Raw genomic sequence first — 17267 nt, 5'->3', positions numbered from 1 at the left:
CGGTTCCCACCACCCGCGCCACCCCACCGGTCTACGGATGGCCCTCTGGCAGAAGCCGAGTGATTCTCAGCTGGTGAAGGCCGGCGGGAGTGATGGCGAATAACGCAACAGCGCGCCCACGCCGTCTGCCAGGGGGAGGTCGCCGCGTGCGCGGATGACGGTGGCGCCGGTGGCCAGCGCGACGAACGGCAGCGCCTCATCGGCCAGCACCACCGAATGCGGCGCCTGCCCGATCTCGGACAGGAAGTCCGCATCGGTGCCCAGCGTTGTCCGGTCCGCGCCGGAGAGCACGGTCGCAGTTCCCATCTCACCGACGAGCAGGGTGTCCACACAACGGTCCCGCAATGCCCGGCACACAGCGCCAAGACCCTCGACCGCAACTCCGCTGCCGCATGCGCGCTCCGCGACGAAACGATCCTGCACCCCGTCGAGTTGCCGGCGTCGATGCCGTTCGAGTTCGGCCTCCAGGTGTTCGCGCGCATGCAACTCGTCGGCCCGGTCCCCATCGGCGCCGCCGGGCAACTGGACGGTACGCGCTGCGATGCGCTCCGGGAGCTCGGCGATCACCGCGCTGCGTGCCCGCACTTCACCGCAGACGAACACGACCTCGCTGTCAGCCTGATCGGCCAGCGTGGTGATGGCCGAGGACACCAGCCGGATGTTGGTCCGAACTGCCTCCTCCGCACTGTGCGCCAGATCGCCGTACCCGTGCCACCCGGCGGTGGCCGGCTTGTGCACGGGAAACCCGGCACCCTCGATTGAGGTGTGCCGCCGGATCGACCCTTCGTGGACCGTGAGGTCGGCGCCCAGAGAATCCACGGCGGCGAAAAGATAGTCCGGCGGCTCCTGTTCGGGGGCCAGCAGCGGCAGGAGAAAAGGGTAATCCGACACCCGCAGCACTGTGGACGGCGGTGCGGCGTGCAGGCTCTCATCGACAACCACCCCGGAGCCCGCTGCCACGATGGCACGTCCGGGACGTCCAGGGACCGGTTGTCTGCTCAACAGAGCAGCCCCGATGTCGTCGACAACGCCGGAGTCGACCCCCATGTCGCGGAGATGCCGGCAAACGGCACTGCAGCGCGCGAGCGTGCGCTCGCGCGCGTCGGCTTCGTCGCGCCTGTCGTCGACGAACACCGATACGAAAGGGCCGGCCGCGTGGACCAGGGGCCGGAATCTCAGCGAGGGCTCGGTGCAGGTCATGATCGGACCGAGAACTTCACGAAATTCTTCCCGCCGAAACGGCTCAGCGCCCGCCCGCGTCTCGGGGGCAGCAGCGGTAGTACCTTCTCTGCTGCGACAATCTGAGGATCCGCCACCGTCATCGTCTGCCCGCGGGTGGTGATCGTCGCCGAGTTCGCAGTCATCACATTGCGCAGCCAGTCGACGTGCGTGCCGTAGGGAAGCGGCACGATGACGTCGGTACCGATCTGGTCGGCGACAACAGGCGTGGAGTATTTCGTCCCGGTCCTGCGCCCGACGTGTTGCAGCCGGGAGGCGTACCAGTATTTGCGGCCGGCCAGCAACAACATGAGCGGGTTGAGCACCCTCTTGTTGAAGGTGAGGACCGTGGCCTTGGCGGTGTGGGTCAGTTCGTTGGTCATCCGCCCATGCTCGGCACGGCGTGGCACCTCGACAAGGGTCCGTTGCATCGCACCGTTAGGGGCTTGTGTCACCGGCACAGAATGGTCGAGAACGTGGTGACTTTCGTCTCTATTGCACACCCGTCGTCGGGTCGAAGGATGGAGGAGATGGCACTCGGAAAGGACCGCCACGATGCCGGCTCTGAACAGTCACCGCGGATGCTGCGATCTGGACGCGGTTGCCTGGAGGTTCCTGGCGTCGGAGTTCGCCGGAGAGGCATATTCCTCGTCGTCGATGGACCGGCGGGTGGAACTGTTCCTGATGCGGTACGGACCGCGGTGTGTGCTCGAAAACGGAACGGCCCACGAGGATTTGATCCAGGCCGTGTTGGCGAATCTGCGACCTGCGCGGCGCACCGGCATCCTGGCGAATGCCGGTGAGACCACCGTGCCATGACCGACACCATGCACGCCTGGCGGGTGCGGGCTCCGGGCCCCATCGAAGCCGGGCCGCTGGTATTCGAGGCCACTGCGGTTCCCGAGCCCAGCGTGGGTGAAGTGTTGATCGCAGTCAAGGCGTGCGGTGTCTGCCGCACCGATCTCCACGTCAGTGAGGGGGATCTGGCGGTGCACCGGCCGATGGTCACACCCGGACACGAGGTGGTGGGGGAGGTGGTCGGCATCGGCCGGGGGGTCGGCGACCAGGTTCGCCCCGGCGATCGTGTCGGGGTGCCGTGGTTGCGCAGCACGTGCGGCCGATGCTCCTACTGTCTGGGACAGCGGGAGAACCTCTGCCCGGGTTCCCGTTACACCGGCTGGGACGCCGACGGCGGTTATGCAGAGTTCCTCACGGCACCTGCCGATTTCGTGCATCGGCTGCCGTCTGGGTACACCGATGCCGAACTGGCGCCTCTGCTGTGTGCAGGCATCATCGGGTACCGCTCGCTGATGCGGGCGCAACTGCCGCCCGGTGGCCGCCTCGGAATCTACGGTTTCGGCGGCAGCGCGCACATCACGGCCCAGGTGGCAATGGCTCAAGGGGCGGAGGTTCACGTCATGACCCGCGGACAGAATGCCCGGGAACTGGCGTCGGACCTCGGCGTGGCCTCGGTTCAGGGTCCTGCCGACCGTCCACCGGTGCCCCTGGACGCGGCGATCCTCTTCGCCCCGGTGGGAGAGCTGGTCCTGCCGGCCCTGGAGGCGCTCGATCGCGGGGGAACACTGGCCATCGCCGGGATCCACCTGAGCGACATCCCAGCGCTGAACTATCAACGGCACCTGTTCCAGGAACGTCAGCTCCGGTCGGTGACATCGAACACCCGTTCCGACGCCCGAAGCTTCCTCGACGTCGCCGCCGGCCACCACATCGAAGTCGCTGTGACGCCGTATCCGCTGGACCGCGCAGACCGTGCGCTGGGGGACCTCAAGGCCGGTTCCATCGCCGGAGCCGCGGTGCTGGTCCTGTGACGACCCGATGACCACCGGCACCGTCTCAGCGGGACCAACGGCCCTGGCTCGGCCCATGTCCCGGCAATAGCGTCGTCATCGACACGATCCCAGCTGGTAGGTCCGGAGGCGACATGACGAACAGCACAACCCGGTACGGCATCCTGGTCGGTGTCGACGGGTCTCGGGAATCGGATGCTGCCGTTCGGTGGGCCGCCGTCGAGGCGACGCGGCTGCACACGCCGATCACCTTGATGTATGCCGTGGAGCCGATCGTGATCAGCTGGCCGATGGCGCCGCTGCCCGACACGATTGCGCAGGCCGAACGAGAAGCTGCGGCGCTGGTGATCGAGCGAGCCCGAAAAGTGCTCAGCGACTGCGGGTCGCAGGCGGACGTGCACGTGGAGACGCCCTTCTCGGGTGCGGTCCCCGCGCTGGCCGACGCCTCCAAAGATGCCGCCATGGTGGTCGTCGGATGCCGCGGTATGGGGGGCGTGGGACGTGCTCTGCTCGGCTCGGTCAGCAGCGGGATGGTGCACTACGGATACGGCCCGATCGCCGTGATCCACGCCCAGAACGGCGAATTGCCGACCACCTCGGCGCCTGTGGTGGTGGGTATCGACGGATCACCGGCATCGGAGGCGGCCACCGCGCTGGCCTTCGCCGAAGCCGAGAGCCGCCATGTCGACCTGCTGGCAGTGCACGCGTGGAGCGACCTCGGCGCATTCCCCGCGGCGGGCTGGGACCGCGGCGCCCTCCAGGAACGCGGTGAGGAACTGCTGGGTGAACGCTTGGCCGGGTGGCAGGAGCAGCACCCCGACGTGACCGTGCGTCGCCGTGTGGTTCGCGACAAGCCGGCCAGGTGGCTGCTCGAGGAAGCGCAGCACGCGCAGTTGCTGGTGGTGGGCAGCCACGGGCGCGGTGGTTTCTCCGGAATGGTGCTGGGGTCGGTGGGCGCCGCCGTTGCACAGTCCGCTGACGTCCCGGTGATCGTGGTGCGACCGCGATGATGCGCGGCGTCAGAACCGCGGTACCGCCCGGTGGGGATGACGAGAGCTCCGCGATGGTGACGTGTCCTCAGGGACACGCCAATCCAGCGGAATGGACGAGTTGTGGCGAATGCGGACAACCTCTGCGGCGGCCATGGGGACCGCGGGGGTGGTTCACCGACGCCCGGCTGTGGGCCGTGTTCGCCGGCGCCATGGTGGTGATCGTCGGCGTCGGGGTCCTGGTCGGCTACCTCCTGCTGCGCCCGGACGGGTCGACCAACGAGACCGACGACCGGAGAGCGGTGCTCCAGGCCTGGTGGATCACTGCCCGACCCGACGTCGAAGACCTGCGAACGGCGCTGCGCGATTCGCAGCGCGCCATACAAACCTGGGACTCGTCAGGCTTCGACGACGCCTGCCGGCGCATCCACGATGCCGCGGCGGTGGGGGTAGCTGAACACCTGCCCGCGCCCGATGCCCACATCAGCGCGGAACTGTCGGCGGCCGCCGAGGATGCACACTCCGCGTCGCACATGTGTCTGGCTGTCATCGCGCAGAGCCACAACGACTACGACGGCGAGTTCAGCGCGGCGGTGGAGCAAGCCGATCAACACCTGGAGACGGCCAGAGCGCTGGTCGATCTGGGCATCACGGCCTGAGCCCTTATCGCAGAAAGGTCCGATCAATCATGGCGAAGACCAACGCACTCGATGCAATCACGCGGATTGTCGCTGCCGACTTCTACGCGCGCCGACAGCTCGAAGAGACCGAAACAGAGGGAAATCCGGCTCCGCCCGTAGAGCCCGCAGCTGAACAACCGGACACCCCGCGGTCTGACGGCACGGTCGAAGGCCGAAAGTCCTTTCACCGCACAGCCAAGCTGCCCTAGCAAACTGATGTACGAGCCGAGAAGCATGTAGCCATGGCTACTTCGAGCATCTCTCGCCCCGATGCGGCGCGCCCCGCCGGCAGCAGACCCGGCCTGGGTCTGGCTGCCCTGACAGCTCTGGTCGTCGGCTCGATGATCGGCAGCGGAATCTTCGCCCTGCCCTCGCAGATGGCCGGCAGCGCTGCGCCGGGACCTCTGCTCATCGGTTGGCTGATCACCGCCGTCGGCATGTTGATGCTGGCGTTCGTGTTCCAGTCGCTGGCACGTCGCAAGCCCGATGTCGACGGCGGCGTATACGGCTACGCACGAGCCGGTTTCGGCGACTACATCGGCTTCACGTCGGCGTTCGGCTACTGGGTGTCGGCATGGGTCGGCAACGTCGCCTACCTCGTGCTGCTGTTCGCCACCCTCGGATTCTTCTTCGACGGCTTCACCGACGGCGTCACCGTACCTGCCATCATCGGCGCCTCCATCCTGCTCTGGGTGGTCCACGCCGTGACCTTGCGAGGGGTCAAGACCGCGGCGCTTGTCAACACGGTGGTGACCGTCGCCAAGGTGATCCCGATCCTGACCTTCATCGCCATCGCTGCAGTGGGATTCGACGCAGGGCTGTTCAGTGCGGATTTCTGGGGTGCGGCCACCCAGATCGACGGCGCCCCACTGGGCGACACCCTGACCCAGGTGAAGAACATGATGCTTGTGACGGTATGGGTGTTCATCGGAATCGAAGGCGCTGCCGTGTACTCGCAGCGCGCAGCCAGACGCAAAGACGTGGGGCGGGCGACAGTGCTGGGGTTCGCAGCCGTCTTGGCGCTGCTGCTGCTGGTGAACCTGCTGTCCTACGGGCTCATGGCACAGGCGGAACTGGCCGGTGTGCCCGATCCCTCCATGGCCGGTGTGCTGGCCAGCCAGGTGGGCAACTGGGGTGCAGCATTCATCTCGGTCGGTCTGATCATCTCCCTCCTCGGGGCGCTGATCGCCTGGGTCATGCTCTGCGCCGAGATCCTGCGTCTGCCGGCGAAGGACAACGTAATGCCGAAAGCGTTGGGCCGGGACAACTCTCATGGCGCGCCGGCGAATGCGTTGTGGCTCACCAACATCTGCGTCCAGATCCTGCTGCTGTGGACGCTGGCGAACGAGAGCACCTATCTGGATCTGATCTTGCTGGCCACCTCGCTGATCCTGCTGCCGTACCTGTGGTCGGCGGGTTATCAACTGATGCTGGCGGTCCGCGGCGAGACCTATGAAGACGGCCGCGGCCGGACCCGGGACCTGCTCGTGGGCGCCGTGGCCCTGGTGTATGCCGGGTGGCTGCTCTACGCCGGAGGGTGGCAATACCTGCTGGTCGCCGCAGCGTTCTATCTGGTGGGCACCATCCTCTACGTCTGGGCCCGCCGGGAAGGCAAACTGCGCGTCTTCAGCCGAACCGAAGGGGTGATCGCGGCCGTGATCGCGGTGACCGCCGTGGCCGCCGTCGTCCTCATGGCCACTGGACAGTTGGCCGTCCTGTGAACACCGAACAGCCACAGCTGGGCGTCTGGTCAGAAGCCGGAACACTGCGGCGCACGCTGGTCTGCGCCCCCGGTCTGGCCCACCAGCGCCTCACCCCGCAGAACCAGCAGGAGTTGCTGTTCGACGACGTGGTGTGGCTGCAGCAGGCCCGCCGGGACCATTTCGATTTCGTCGCGAAAATGACCGACCGCGGTGTCGAAGTCCTCGACCTGCAGGATCTGCTCAGCGATGTACTGGACCTGCCGGACGGCCGCGCGTGGGTGTTGGACCGCAAGATCACCGACGATCTGGTGGGAGTCGGACTGGCCGACGATGTCCGGGCCTGGCTCGACGAGATGCCCGCACAACCACTGGCGGAGTTCCTGATCGGGGGAGTGGCGTACAGCGACCTGCCTTCCGGGGTGGGTGGTCAGCTCCTGATGGCCTTACGCGAACGTGATCCGGCAGGCTTTGTGCTGCGTCCGCTGCCGAACACGCAGTTCATGCGCGACAACAGTTCGTGGATCTTCGGCGGTGTCACGCTGAACCCGATGTACTGGCCGGCACGCCGCCAGGAGACCATGCTCACCGCCGCGGTCTACAACTTCCACCCCGTATTCGCCGATCAGAAGTTCGATGTCTGGTTCGGTGACCTCGATCAGTCGGCGCATGATCGCGGCGCGGCCACCCTCGAGGGTGGTGATGTGATGCCGGTGGGTAACGGCGTTGTCGTGATCGGCATGGGTGAGCGCTCCTCACACCAAGCGATCACTCAGGTCGCCCGGAACCTGTTCGCCGCCGGCGCCGCCGAACAGGTCATCGTCGCCGGACTTCCCCGCAGCAGGGCAGCCATGCACCTGGACACCGTGTTCACCTTCTGCGATCAGGACGTGGTGACGGCCTACCCGCCGGTGGTGGACGGTGTGGTGCCGTTCACCCTGCGGCCGGACGACTCGGCCCCCTCCGGGCTGGACATCCGACGTGAATCGCTCGGATTGGTCGACACCATCGGTCGGGCACTCGGGGTCAGCTTCACCGTGATCACCACCGCCGGCGACATCTACGGTGTGCAGCGTGAGCAGTGGGACGACGCGAACAATGTCGTGGCACTGTCACCCGGTGTGGTGATCGGCTACGACCGCAACACCCTGACCAACACCGCGTTGCGCAAGGCGGGCATCGAGGTGGTCACCATCGACGCCAGCGAGCTGGGCCGGGGCCGGGGCGGCGGGCGGTGCATGACATGCCCCGTTGCCCGAGACCCGCTGTACACCTGAGCATTCGACGAGGATGAGCTGACGTGGCATACAACAACCGAAACCGCAGTGTACTGAGCCTGGTCCACCACACCGACCGTGACCTGCTCTATCTGCTGGAGCTGGCCCGCGACCTCAAGCGCGCCAAGTACTCGGGTCTGCGCGCACAACGGCTGTCGGGCAAGACCATCGCGTTGATCTTCGAGAAGACCTCGACACGCACCAGGTGTGCTTTCGAGGTCGCAGCCTACGACGAAGGCGCGCACGTCACCTACATCGATCCGGCGTCCTCGCAGATCGGCCACAAGGAGTCGATGAAAGACACTGCGCGGGTACTGGGACGCATGTACGACGCCATCGAGTACCGGGGTTCCTCCCAGGACACGGTGGAGGAGCTGGCCGAGTATGCCTGCGTTCCGGTGTTCAACGGCCTCACCGACGATTACCACCCCACCCAGATGCTCGCCGACGTGATGACGATGACAGAACACTGCGCCAACGCGTTGACGGACATCAGGTTTGCCTTCGTCGGCGACGGCCGCAACAATGTGGCCAACTCGCTGCTGCTGGTCGGGGCCAAGCTGGGCATGGATGTCCGGATCGGTGCGCCCCAGGCGCTCTGGCCCGCCGCGGACCATGTGGAGATGTGCGAACGGTTCGCAGCTCAGTCGGGTGCCAGGCTGGCCATCAGCGATGATCCGGTCAAGGCGGTGACCGACGTCGATTTCATCTACACCGACGTGTGGGTATCCATGGGCGAGCCGGTGGAAACCTGGTCCGAACGTATAGCGATGCTGTTGCCGTTCCAGGTCAACAGCGCGCTGCTGACTGCGACCGGCAACCCTCGGGTGAAGTTCATGCACTGTCTGCCGGCCCTGCACAACAGCGAGACCACGGTGGGGGCACGCATCGCTGCGCAGTACCCCGAACTGGCAACGGGTGTGGAGGTCACCGAGGAGGTGTTCGAGGGCCCCGCCAACATCGCCTTCGATCAGGCCGAGAACCGGATGCACAGCATCAAGGCCGTTCTCGTCGCCGCGCTCGGTTGAGGCGAGTGCAATGCGTCTCGTGATCGCGCTGGGCGGCAACGCGTTGCTGCAGCGCGGCCAGCCGATGACCGCCGACAATCAGCGGGCCAATATCCGGACGGCCGTGGAGAGCATTGTCTCCGTCGCCGGGGACAACGAGCTCGTGGTGGCGCACGGCAACGGACCTCAAGTTGGTCTGTTGGCCCTGCAGGCCGCCGCCTACCACGACGTCGTGGACGATTCGGCGCCGTTCCCGCTCGATGTGCTGGGCGCCCAGACCGATGCCATGATCGGATATGTCATCGAACAGGAACTGAGGAACCTGCTACCGCGGCAACGGTCGGTGGCGACGCTGCTCACCATGGTCGAGGTGGACCCGCACGACCCCGCATTTGCGCGACCCACCAAGTTCATCGGGCCGATCTACGATCATGCCACCGCGCAGCGGCTGGCAGCCGCAGGTGGGTGGTCGATCGCGCCGGACGGAGCGCATTACCGCCGGGTGGTGCCGAGCCCGCAGCCCAAGGTCATCGTCGAGTTGGATGTCATCGCCCAGTTGGTCGAACACGGTGTGATCGTGGTCTGCGCCGGCGGTGGCGGGATTCCCACGATCCGTGCCGCCGATGGGGTGCTCAGTGGCGTGGAAGCCGTGATCGACAAGGATTTGGCCTCGGCGCTCCTGGCCGAACAGCTGGACGCGGACCTGCTCGTCATCGCCACCGACGTCGACGGTGTGTACACCGACTGGGGCACACAGGATCAGCGCCGACTGGACCGGGTCCATCCCGACCGCCTCGCGCGGATGTCGTTTGCGGCTGGATCGATGGGACCCAAGGTGCAGGCGGCGTGCGATTTCACTCGGCGTACCGGTCATGATGCCGTGATCGGAGCGCTGAGAAACATTGCGGCGATAGTGTCCGGGCAGGCCGGTACCCGGGTGTCGCTCAGTCAGCTGTGCTGAGGTACGTTTCCCAGTTCGGCGATGCGGTGGCGGATATGCACCACCTGTGTCTCCAGCTCGTCCAGTTCGCGAAAAAGCTGGTCGACCTGCTGCCGGTCACCAAAGCTGGGGGCAGCCAGGTGCGGTGCGCAGCCGCGGGGCGGCGGCGTGCCGCGAGGGGTGTGGCGCTGCGGGAGCCGGACGCGGGGACGCTCCACGGATGATGTCATGGTGATCACTCCAGAGGTTGCGGATGGCAAAATGGTTGAGTGGCAACGAGTTTGTCGGCGGGAACAACGATGACCGGAACGGTGGCGGCACCGGCGACGGTGGCGCTGACCGACCCCAGGAGCAGGCCGGCGAAACCGCCGCGGCCGCGACTACCCACGACCAGGAGTTGGGCGCCTTGCGCTGCCTCCAGCAACCGGGGCGCGGGCTGATCGCAGACCACCCGCGGGAACACCGTCACCGTGGGGAACCGGCGCCGCCACTCTCCGAGACGCTCGGTCAGCAACTTTTCTTCCCGTTCCTTGATGTTGCGCCACTCGATCGGTGACCAGTTACTGGGCGGAAATCCGATCGGCCCCATGTCGCTCCAGGCATGGACGGCCACCAGATCCACGCCACGCAGGTGAGCTTCTTCGAAGGCCAGGGCGGTGGCCGATTCTGATGTCGGGGAGCCGTCGACACCGACGACCACGGGTCCGTCGGACGGATCCGGGCCGTCCCCGTCGTTGCTGTGGACGATCGCCACGGGGCACTGGGCGTGGTGTGTCAACCCGGTGCTCACCGAGCCCAGAAGTGCCCGGCTGACCGTACCGAGGCCGCGAGACCCCACCACCATGAGTGCCGCTTCGCGCGACAGTTCGACCAGTGTCGACAACACCGGACCGTCGAGAACCGCGACAGCTTGACGTATCGGCGCCCCATCGGGCGTGATCGACCGTGCCGCGGTTTCACATGCCTGTTCGAGAAGTTCACGCGCACGTGTGTGCTCGGCTTCGGTGAACGCCTCGATTTCGGCGGCGGTCAGCGCTGCCTCGGACTCGATCGGAAGCGTCGGGGTCACGTACACGAGCATCAGCGGCAGCCCGTGTATGTGGGCCTCCCGTGCGGCCCATATCACCGCGGCCGTCGACAACGCGGATCCGTCGACTCCCACCACAACGTGTCGTGATGCCGTCTTGGCAACCATGTCGAGGCTCCGTTCGCATTGTTGTGGCTTCACTGCTCACCGTAGGGACGCCGGGCGGGGCCTACCGGAGGCCTTGGTCCCCGGTCCGAGAGCCTTTGGGCTCGAGGACGGCGCGCGGTGACTCAAGCCCCTGTTCGCAGTTCGGTCGGGGTGTGTCGTCGCGGGAAGGCGGAACCATGTCGGTCACCACCCGAGCATCCCCGAGCGAGCCGGTGAGATGGTACAGATGTGCATCAAGCGGTCGGCCCTCGAATTCGGCATCCAGAGTTGGGAATTCCCCGGCGGAGTCCTCCGGGTCGCGGCTCTGGTCCTCGTCCTCTAGCTTCCAAGCAGTCGTATCGGCGCAGTTGACTGTTGTCCGACGCGGATCTCCGCCCGCAGTGCAGCCAGCTCGCCGGTCCGCCCGTCGTCCGGCCGGCCCAGGGACCGGGCCACCACACAATGGGATTCGGCGACGATTCCGAGGATCTCCGGATACGGCAGCTCCGGAAAGCTCCTGCCCAGGATTCCTGCCAGTTCGTCCAGCGCAGCGGACTGGGGGGAGTATCGGCGCTGTTGGCCGGTGCCGCCGCGAAAGCCGTTGTCAGGTCCTGGGTCCGGTGCACGACACCGACGGTGGCGCCGTCGATCACGAGCGGTGAATTCACGGGTGTCCGGACGCGATACCGGAAAGAGCCGGGGTGAGCCGGATCGGGAAGATCGTAGCGCTGGACACCCACCACATGCCTGACGCGGCGCCGCAGGACGGTCTCGATCGACGAGGGGATGGTGGCGGCTCCGTCGTCCTGAGGGTCCGCGGAGGTGTCCGGAAAATGTCGAACAGTGCCGCACCCACCAGTTCCGCACGGGTATGCCCGGTGATTCTCTCATAGGCCTTGTTGACCGCACGGATACGCAACTGTGTGTCCAACAGCATGGTTGGCGAATGGTCGACGTGAAACCAAGCCATGGATTCAACCGCAGACACCTGACTGTCAGACAACACCGAAACCTCCCACGCTTCGACGATCAAACAGGCGCAGTGGTCCGCGCTTCGACGCAATCCAAATGTGCTCCGGTGGGCGCCGCCGGTGCGAGAGGCTTTGGCCCTCTCCTCGAGGACGTCCTGTCGACGCCGTTCGGACCTGCGCAGCCGGGACGTTCGTCCGTAGGCCTCGCGTCCTCGTCCTCTACCGGCACATGTGTGTTCGTTGATGTCATCAGAGCAGGCGGCGACGAGACCGCTGTGACGTGGCCGTCGAAAGCCCCCGATTCTCCAGAAGGCACATCATGCGACATACACGGCAACCTTCGGACCGCACGCGGGTTTTCGCCCGTATTCTGGGTTCGTACCTGGTGGTGATGGCGATTGCCGCAGTGGCGCGCGCCAATCAGATGCAGATGCTGATGTCCGACTTCACCGCGAGTTCCGCATGGTTCTGGGTGACAGGCGCGTTCGTGGTACTCATCGGTCTCACGGTGGTGGCGACGCACACGGAGTGGCGCGGCGTGGCGGCTGGTGTGGTGTCCGCGCTCGGTTGGCTCATGACGGCCAAGGGTGTGATGCTGCTGGTGTTCCCGCAGCAGGCGGTCGCCATGGCCGAGGGCCTGTTGGGCCGGGATGGTTGGTGGCAGGCGTCGATGGTGGTGATGGCCCTGATCGGCATCTACCTGAGCTACGTCGGATGGAGTCCAGCCGCCGCCGGCACGAAACCCCTGCCGCAGCAGGGCCCGCACCGACCGGACATCCGGCACGCCGCCTGAGCGGGGGGGGCACCGGGACACCTCGGCTGCGGGATCCTCGACGTTCACGGATGGTTTGGCGTCTGACACACCACCACCGGAACCGGGCTGTGGTGCAGCAGATTGAGCGTCGTCGATCCCAGCAGGGCCGCGGCCAGGGCGTTGCTGCGATGCGTGGCCACCACCACCAGTTGAGCGTCAGCGAGTCGGTCCAGCAGCGCCCGACTCGGTTTCGCGATGTCCACCACGTACCGGACCTCGACGTCGGGGTGGCGTTCGGCCCATGGCTGTACCGCGGTGCGCAGGCCCCTGGTTTCGTTGCGCTCCACCGCATCCCAGTCGATCAGGTAGGGCACGGTGGCATGGTCGACTGACCTGGTGGTGGACCAGGCGTGCACAGCGGTCACCGGTGCAGCGAACATCTCTGCCAAGGTGAAGGCGGTGGCCAGTGCCTCTGAATCCGCGTCACCGAAAGCGACCCCCACCACCACCGCCGCCGTGGTGGGCGCAGCCGTACCGCGCCAGGCGACCACCGGGCACTCGGCGCGGGTCGCGACCGTCAGCGTCGTGGAACCAAGCAGCAAAGCCGCAGCGCGGCTGACGTCTTCGCCCGCGGTGACCACGAAGCGGGCGGTGCGGCTGCGGCGGATCAATGCGACATCGGCCGGTTCCGAGACCACCTCCGAGGTGACCTGCAGGGCGGGAAAACGCTGCCGGACCGCCGTCTGCGCCTGCGCGAGGATCTGCTGGGCGTCTGCGTGTCGGTCGGCGGTGGCCGCCGCTCTGACGGCAATCACCGCCGCGTCCGAAATGAACGAGCCGGCCGTGCTGTCGGAGTGCATCAGGTGCAACGACGTACCGAGGGCCGCGGCCAGGGCAGCTGCCCACTGCGCCGCGCTGACACCGCTGTCGGATCCATCGATCCCGACGACGACCGGACGTGCGTCTGCCGCGTCGGTCACGAGCCGGCCTCGGTCTCCGCATGCACGGGGGCGGTCAGGAGCACTTTCAGGGCGCCGGTGTCGGCGGGCTGGCTGAACACGTCGTAGGCCAGGTCGAACTCGTCGAATCCGAACCGGTGGGTGATCATGGATGAGGTGTCGATCTGATGGCCGGCCACCAGGCCCATGAGGGTCGGGGTGGAATGTGTGTCGACGAGTCCGGTGGTGATGGTCAGGTTCTTGATCCACACATCTTCCAGGTGCAGGGTGGCCGGGGCGCCGTGCACGCCGATGTTGGCCACATGCCCGCCGGGCCGGGTCAGGCGAACGGCTTGTTCGAAGGTGTCGGGCAGTCCCACGGCTTCCATGGCGACATCGGCACCCAATCCGGCGGTGAGCTGGTCGATGACCGCACGGGGGTCCTGGGCCGACGCGTCCACCACGACGTCGGCGCCGAGCTTGCGGGCCGCTTCCAGCCGCGCTGCGGCGACATCGATCACCACCACGTGTGCGGGACTGTACAACCGCGACGTCAGGACGGCTGCCAGACCGATGGGACCGGCGCCGACAATTGCCACCACGTCACCGGGCCGCACGCGGCCGTTGAGCACCCCCACCTCGTAGGAGGTGGGCAGTATGTCGGCGAGCATCACCATCTGCTCGTCACTGACCCCCGGCGGGATCGTGTGAGTGCTGTTGTCGGCGAACGGCACCCGGACGTACTCCGCCTGAGTGCCGTCGATCAGGTGACCGAGGATCCAACCGCCGCCCCCGAGGCACTGGCCGTACTGGCCGTCACGGCAGTACCGGCAGCTGCCGCACGCGCTGATGCACGAGATCAGCACTCGGTCACCGACCGCTACCTTCTCCACGGCGGTACCGACCTCGGTCACGGTGCCCACGGCCTCGTGGCCGAGAATCCGGCCCGGTTGGACCTCGGGTACGTCGCCTTTGAGGATGTGGAGGTCGGTTCCGCAGATGGTCACCGCGTCCACTTTGACGATGGCATCGGTCGCGCGCTGGAGCGCAGGGTTCGGCACCTGCTCCCATGACCGACGGCCCGGACCGTGATACACCAAGGCGTGCATGATGTTTTCCCTTCGTTGAGCAGAATCAGAACGCCAGACAGCAGATGCGCTGAGCGTCGGCAACGGATTCGGCCAGCGGCCGGCTGGTGTCGACGGTGTGTGCGCCGGGCCACGGCGCCGAGGTGATCTCGGCCGCGATCGCGGCGGTGGCATCGGAGCTGGTGGGGCCACGCGTCCCGATCCGGTGCTGGGACAGCGAAAGATTCGCCTGACAGGCGATTTCCACCATCGTGGCCGATGACCGCTGCGCCACCTCCATGGCCCTCTGGCGCTGGCGGGGGTCACGCCAGGTACCGTCCAGGATCACCGAACGTCCCCGAGCCAGTACACCCGCGGCTCGTTCAAGCACCGCGGCGTACACCCGTGCGACATTGCCCGGCGTGTACAGGCCACCGTCGACGTCACCTGCGGAGCCGGACAGGTCCCCGGACCGTTGCAATTCACGTCGTACCACGTCGGTCGAGATGACCTCTGCGTCCAGGGATTCATGCAGGGCCGCGGCGAGCGTGGATTTGCCGGTGCCAGGCCCCCCTCCGATCAGGATGAGCCGGGCGGTGGCGGCCCGGAGATGATCGAGCGCCAACTCGAGGTGCTGACGGGCATCCTCGTCGGCGCCAACTCGGCCCTGGGACATCCTGATGCAGTCGACCTTGGCGCGGACCACCGCGCGGTAGGCGATGTAGAAATGTGCCAGCGATTGCGGTGCGCCGTCTTCGGCGGCGTGTCGGTAGCTGTCCAAGAACAGCGCCGAGAGATCGGGGCGGCCCAGGAATTCGAGATCCATGGCGAGGAAGGCGGCATCGTCGAGACCGTCGACGTACCGTAGCTGGTCGTCGAACTCGAGGCAGTCCAGGGGGACCGGGCCGCTGCTCGTGCAGAAGATGTCGTCGGCCAGTAAGTCGCCATGGCCGTCGACGATCCGCCGCTCACCGGTCCGGGCGTCGAACAGCAGCTTGCGGCCCGCGATGTAGCTCATGGCGAGGCGCCGCGCTTCGCAGATCTGGCCGGGGGAGAATCCTGATCCGGCACCGAGGCGGTCCAGTTCGGACAGATTCTCCTGCCAGCGTTCGGCGATCCTGGACACCGTTGCGGCGTCATCGATGTCGGGTGAACGTTCCGCGCGGGCGTGGAAGGCCGCGAGACGTCCGGCCAGATCGGTGAGATGAGGCTCGACCGGCTCACCTTGTTCGACCATGGATCGCAACCGAATACGGTCCTGATAGCGGTGCATGACGATAACCGGCTCGGGTGCCGTCCCGTCCGGAGGTATGAAGTGGCCGACCCCTAGATAACTCTCCGGTGCGAGACGGCGATTGAGCAGAACCTCGCGTTCGCAGACGCGTTCGCGTTCGTCGACGGAACGGAAGTCGAGAAAATCGGTGGCAATCGGTTTCTTCGCCTTGTACGCGTAGCTGCCCACAAGAAGGACCAGACCCGTGTGTGTCTCTCGCACTTCACAGGAGGTGGGGGCCGGCCCCTCCTCGCTGGGGGTCACGGTCCGCGGTGCCGGCATGGGAAGATTCTGACTCGCGGCGCAGGTGTCACGCAGTGGCCCTGTGTCCCCCTCAACTGCGCCGAAAGGTCACGATTGGCCAAGGCAGAAAGTCACCATCACCCGCCGAGGTGACCAAAGACTCTTGCCGAAGCGGGCTTCCCGCGACAGGGTGGCCGGTGAACCGGGGAGAGGTCAACCATGGCGGTGCACCGACCGACGATCGAGATACTCAGGGAATGGGTCGAATTGGCCTGCCACGCGCCGTCGGTGCACAACAGCCAACCGTGGCGCTGGGTGTTCAGCGGCGGTGATCTGCACCTGGAACTCGACACGGACCGCTTGGTGGCGACCGATCCGTCGCGCCGGCAGGCGTTGATCAGCTGCGGGGCGGTCTTGGACCATCTCGGTGTCGCTGCGGCAGCAACCGGATGGCGAATCCTCGTGGACTATCTCCCCAACCCGAACGATCCGCTGTTCGTCGCCTCGGTGGGTTTTACACCGATGACGTACGTGACCGTCGCGCACCGGCGTCGCGCGGCTGCGATACTGACTCGACGCAGTGACCGTCTGCCCTTCCGTTCACCACAGAACTGGCCGGCCGCAGAGCTTCTGCTCAGCCGGGCCGCTGAGGGCAGGCCCGACGAAGACAGTGCCGCCATCTTCGACGTGCTCAGCCACGACGACCGCACGACGTTGGCCGAGGCGTCGCGTCTCTCGGAAGCTCTGCGCCAGTACGACTCGGACTATCACGCCGAACTGGACTGGTGGACCGGCCCGTTCGGAGACAGTGATGGAATCCCGCACGCCTCGCTGGTATCGGCCACCGAAGGCCAACGCGTGGATGTCGGGCGGTCTTTTCCCGTCACTCATCACAGCCGGGACCGCAGGACGGAGATTGCGCAGGACCGTTCTGAGATTGTGGTCCTGTCGACCTACAGCAACACTCGTCGGGACGTGGTGTGCTGCGGCCAGGCTCTGTCCCGGGTTCTGCTGGAAGCAGAGATGAGCCAGCTGTCCACCTGCCCATTGACCCATGTCCTGGAGGTCGACGTCAGCCGTGACATGGTCCGCTCTCTTGTGCATCGCGACCATCCACAGGTTCTGGTGCGGGTGGGGCAGCGCACAGCCGACGACGATCAACCGGCTCCGACCCCCCGCCGGCCCATCGACGATGTATTCACAGTGCGTGTGTAGCGATCGCTGGAAA

Annotated in this window: 18 protein-coding genes; 10 read left to right on the top strand and 8 right to left on the bottom strand. The window is 66.4% G+C overall.

The window, feature by feature from the left end; all coding sequences use genetic code 11:
* Positions 1–66 precede the first annotated feature (66 nt).
* Both G6N58_RS25110 and G6N58_RS25105 read right to left on the bottom strand, forming a co-directional pair.
* Positions 67–1200, bottom strand: a complete 1134-nt coding sequence (locus tag G6N58_RS25110; protein ID WP_115281067.1) for an Rv2629 family ribosome hibernation factor — start codon at positions 1198–1200, stop codon at positions 67–69.
* Positions 1197–1601, bottom strand: a complete 405-nt coding sequence (locus G6N58_RS25105; RefSeq protein ID WP_115281068.1) for a PNPOx family protein — start codon at positions 1599–1601, stop codon at positions 1197–1199. Before G6N58_RS25105 ends, G6N58_RS25110 begins: the two co-directional genes overlap by 4 nt.
* A 172-nt stretch (positions 1602–1773) precedes the next feature.
* Here G6N58_RS25105 and G6N58_RS25100 point away from each other — a divergent pair, with 172 nt between their 5' ends.
* From G6N58_RS25100 to arcC, 8 genes are all read left to right on the top strand, one after another.
* On the top strand, positions 1774–2037 hold the full coding sequence (locus tag G6N58_RS25100; protein ID WP_115281069.1) for a hypothetical protein: 264 nt from the start codon (positions 1774–1776) through the stop codon (positions 2035–2037).
* Positions 2034–3047 carry a zinc-binding alcohol dehydrogenase family protein gene (locus G6N58_RS25095; RefSeq protein ID WP_163908399.1) on the top strand — a complete coding sequence of 338 codons (1014 nt, stop codon included), beginning with the start codon at positions 2034–2036 and terminating at the stop codon, positions 3045–3047. The genes G6N58_RS25100 and G6N58_RS25095 overlap by 4 nt, the downstream gene beginning before the upstream one ends.
* Positions 3048–3160: 113 nt before the next feature.
* On the top strand, positions 3161–4036 hold the full coding sequence (locus G6N58_RS25090; RefSeq protein WP_115281070.1) for a universal stress protein: 876 nt from the start codon (positions 3161–3163) through the stop codon (positions 4034–4036).
* Between the two features lie 176 nt (positions 4037–4212).
* A complete protein-coding gene (locus G6N58_RS25085) occupies positions 4213–4674 on the top strand; it encodes a hypothetical protein (protein ID WP_115281071.1) in 462 nt (153 codons plus the stop codon).
* Between the two features lie 263 nt (positions 4675–4937).
* Complete coding sequence (arcD, locus tag G6N58_RS25080) at positions 4938–6416, top strand: arginine-ornithine antiporter (RefSeq protein ID WP_115281072.1); 1479 nt, start codon at positions 4938–4940, stop codon at positions 6414–6416.
* Positions 6413–7672 (top strand): arginine deiminase, encoded by a 1260-nt coding sequence (locus G6N58_RS25075; RefSeq protein ID WP_115281073.1) that lies wholly within the window; start codon positions 6413–6415, stop codon positions 7670–7672. Before arcD ends, G6N58_RS25075 begins: the two co-directional genes overlap by 4 nt.
* 23 nt (positions 7673–7695) lie before the next feature.
* A complete protein-coding gene (locus G6N58_RS25070) occupies positions 7696–8700 on the top strand; it encodes an ornithine carbamoyltransferase (RefSeq protein WP_115281074.1) in 1005 nt (334 codons plus the stop codon).
* 10 nt (positions 8701–8710) lie between these two features.
* Positions 8711–9640, top strand: a complete 930-nt coding sequence (gene arcC, locus G6N58_RS25065; protein ID WP_115281075.1) for a carbamate kinase — start codon at positions 8711–8713, stop codon at positions 9638–9640.
* On the opposite strand, the gene G6N58_RS25060 is transcribed toward arcC, so the two are convergent.
* The 3 genes from G6N58_RS25060 to G6N58_RS31260 all read right to left on the bottom strand — a co-directional run bounded on the left by G6N58_RS25060 (position 9628) and on the right by G6N58_RS31260 (position 11763).
* Complete coding sequence (locus G6N58_RS25060) at positions 9628–9849, bottom strand: hypothetical protein (protein ID WP_147289433.1); 222 nt, start codon at positions 9847–9849, stop codon at positions 9628–9630. The two genes, arcC and G6N58_RS25060, sit on opposite strands and share 13 nt — an antisense overlap.
* Before the next feature lie 5 nt (positions 9850–9854).
* Positions 9855–10814 (bottom strand): universal stress protein, encoded by a 960-nt coding sequence (locus G6N58_RS25055; RefSeq protein WP_115281077.1) that lies wholly within the window; start codon positions 10812–10814, stop codon positions 9855–9857.
* Positions 10815–11457: 643 nt separating this feature from the next.
* Entirely contained in the window at positions 11458–11763 is a 306-nt protein-coding gene (locus tag G6N58_RS31260; RefSeq protein ID WP_353961423.1) for a PAS domain S-box protein, read from the bottom strand.
* 320 nt (positions 11764–12083) lie between these two features.
* On the opposite strand from G6N58_RS31260, the gene G6N58_RS25045 reads away from it, so the two are divergent.
* On the top strand, positions 12084–12557 hold the full coding sequence (locus tag G6N58_RS25045; protein WP_115281079.1) for a hypothetical protein: 474 nt from the start codon (positions 12084–12086) through the stop codon (positions 12555–12557).
* 44 nt (positions 12558–12601) lie between these two features.
* On the opposite strand, the gene G6N58_RS25040 is transcribed toward G6N58_RS25045, so the two are convergent.
* Genes G6N58_RS25040 through G6N58_RS25030 form a run of 3 tightly spaced genes read right to left on the bottom strand, consistent with a single transcriptional unit; the run spans position 12602 to position 16078 of the window.
* On the bottom strand, positions 12602–13498 hold the full coding sequence (locus G6N58_RS25040; protein ID WP_115281080.1) for a universal stress protein: 897 nt from the start codon (positions 13496–13498) through the stop codon (positions 12602–12604).
* Positions 13495–14565 carry a zinc-dependent alcohol dehydrogenase family protein gene (locus G6N58_RS25035; protein ID WP_115281081.1) on the bottom strand — a complete coding sequence of 357 codons (1071 nt, stop codon included), beginning with the start codon at positions 14563–14565 and terminating at the stop codon, positions 13495–13497. Before G6N58_RS25035 ends, G6N58_RS25040 begins: the two co-directional genes overlap by 4 nt.
* 25 nt (positions 14566–14590) lie before the next feature.
* On the bottom strand, positions 14591–16078 hold the full coding sequence (locus G6N58_RS25030) for a bifunctional aminoglycoside phosphotransferase/ATP-binding protein (protein ID WP_115281082.1): 1488 nt from the start codon (positions 16076–16078) through the stop codon (positions 14591–14593).
* A gap of 180 nt (positions 16079–16258) precedes the next feature.
* On the opposite strand from G6N58_RS25030, the gene G6N58_RS25025 reads away from it, so the two are divergent.
* The gene (locus tag G6N58_RS25025) at positions 16259–17254 is read left to right on the top strand and encodes an Acg family FMN-binding oxidoreductase (protein WP_115281083.1); all 996 of its coding nucleotides are present in this window, start codon (positions 16259–16261) and stop codon (positions 17252–17254) included.
* Positions 17255–17267 lie beyond the last annotated feature (13 nt).

Source organism: Mycolicibacterium tokaiense, from assembly GCF_010725885.1.
GTDB lineage: Bacteria > Actinomycetota > Actinomycetes > Mycobacteriales > Mycobacteriaceae > Mycobacterium > Mycobacterium tokaiense.
This window is presented reverse-complemented; position numbering and strand designations above follow the sequence as displayed.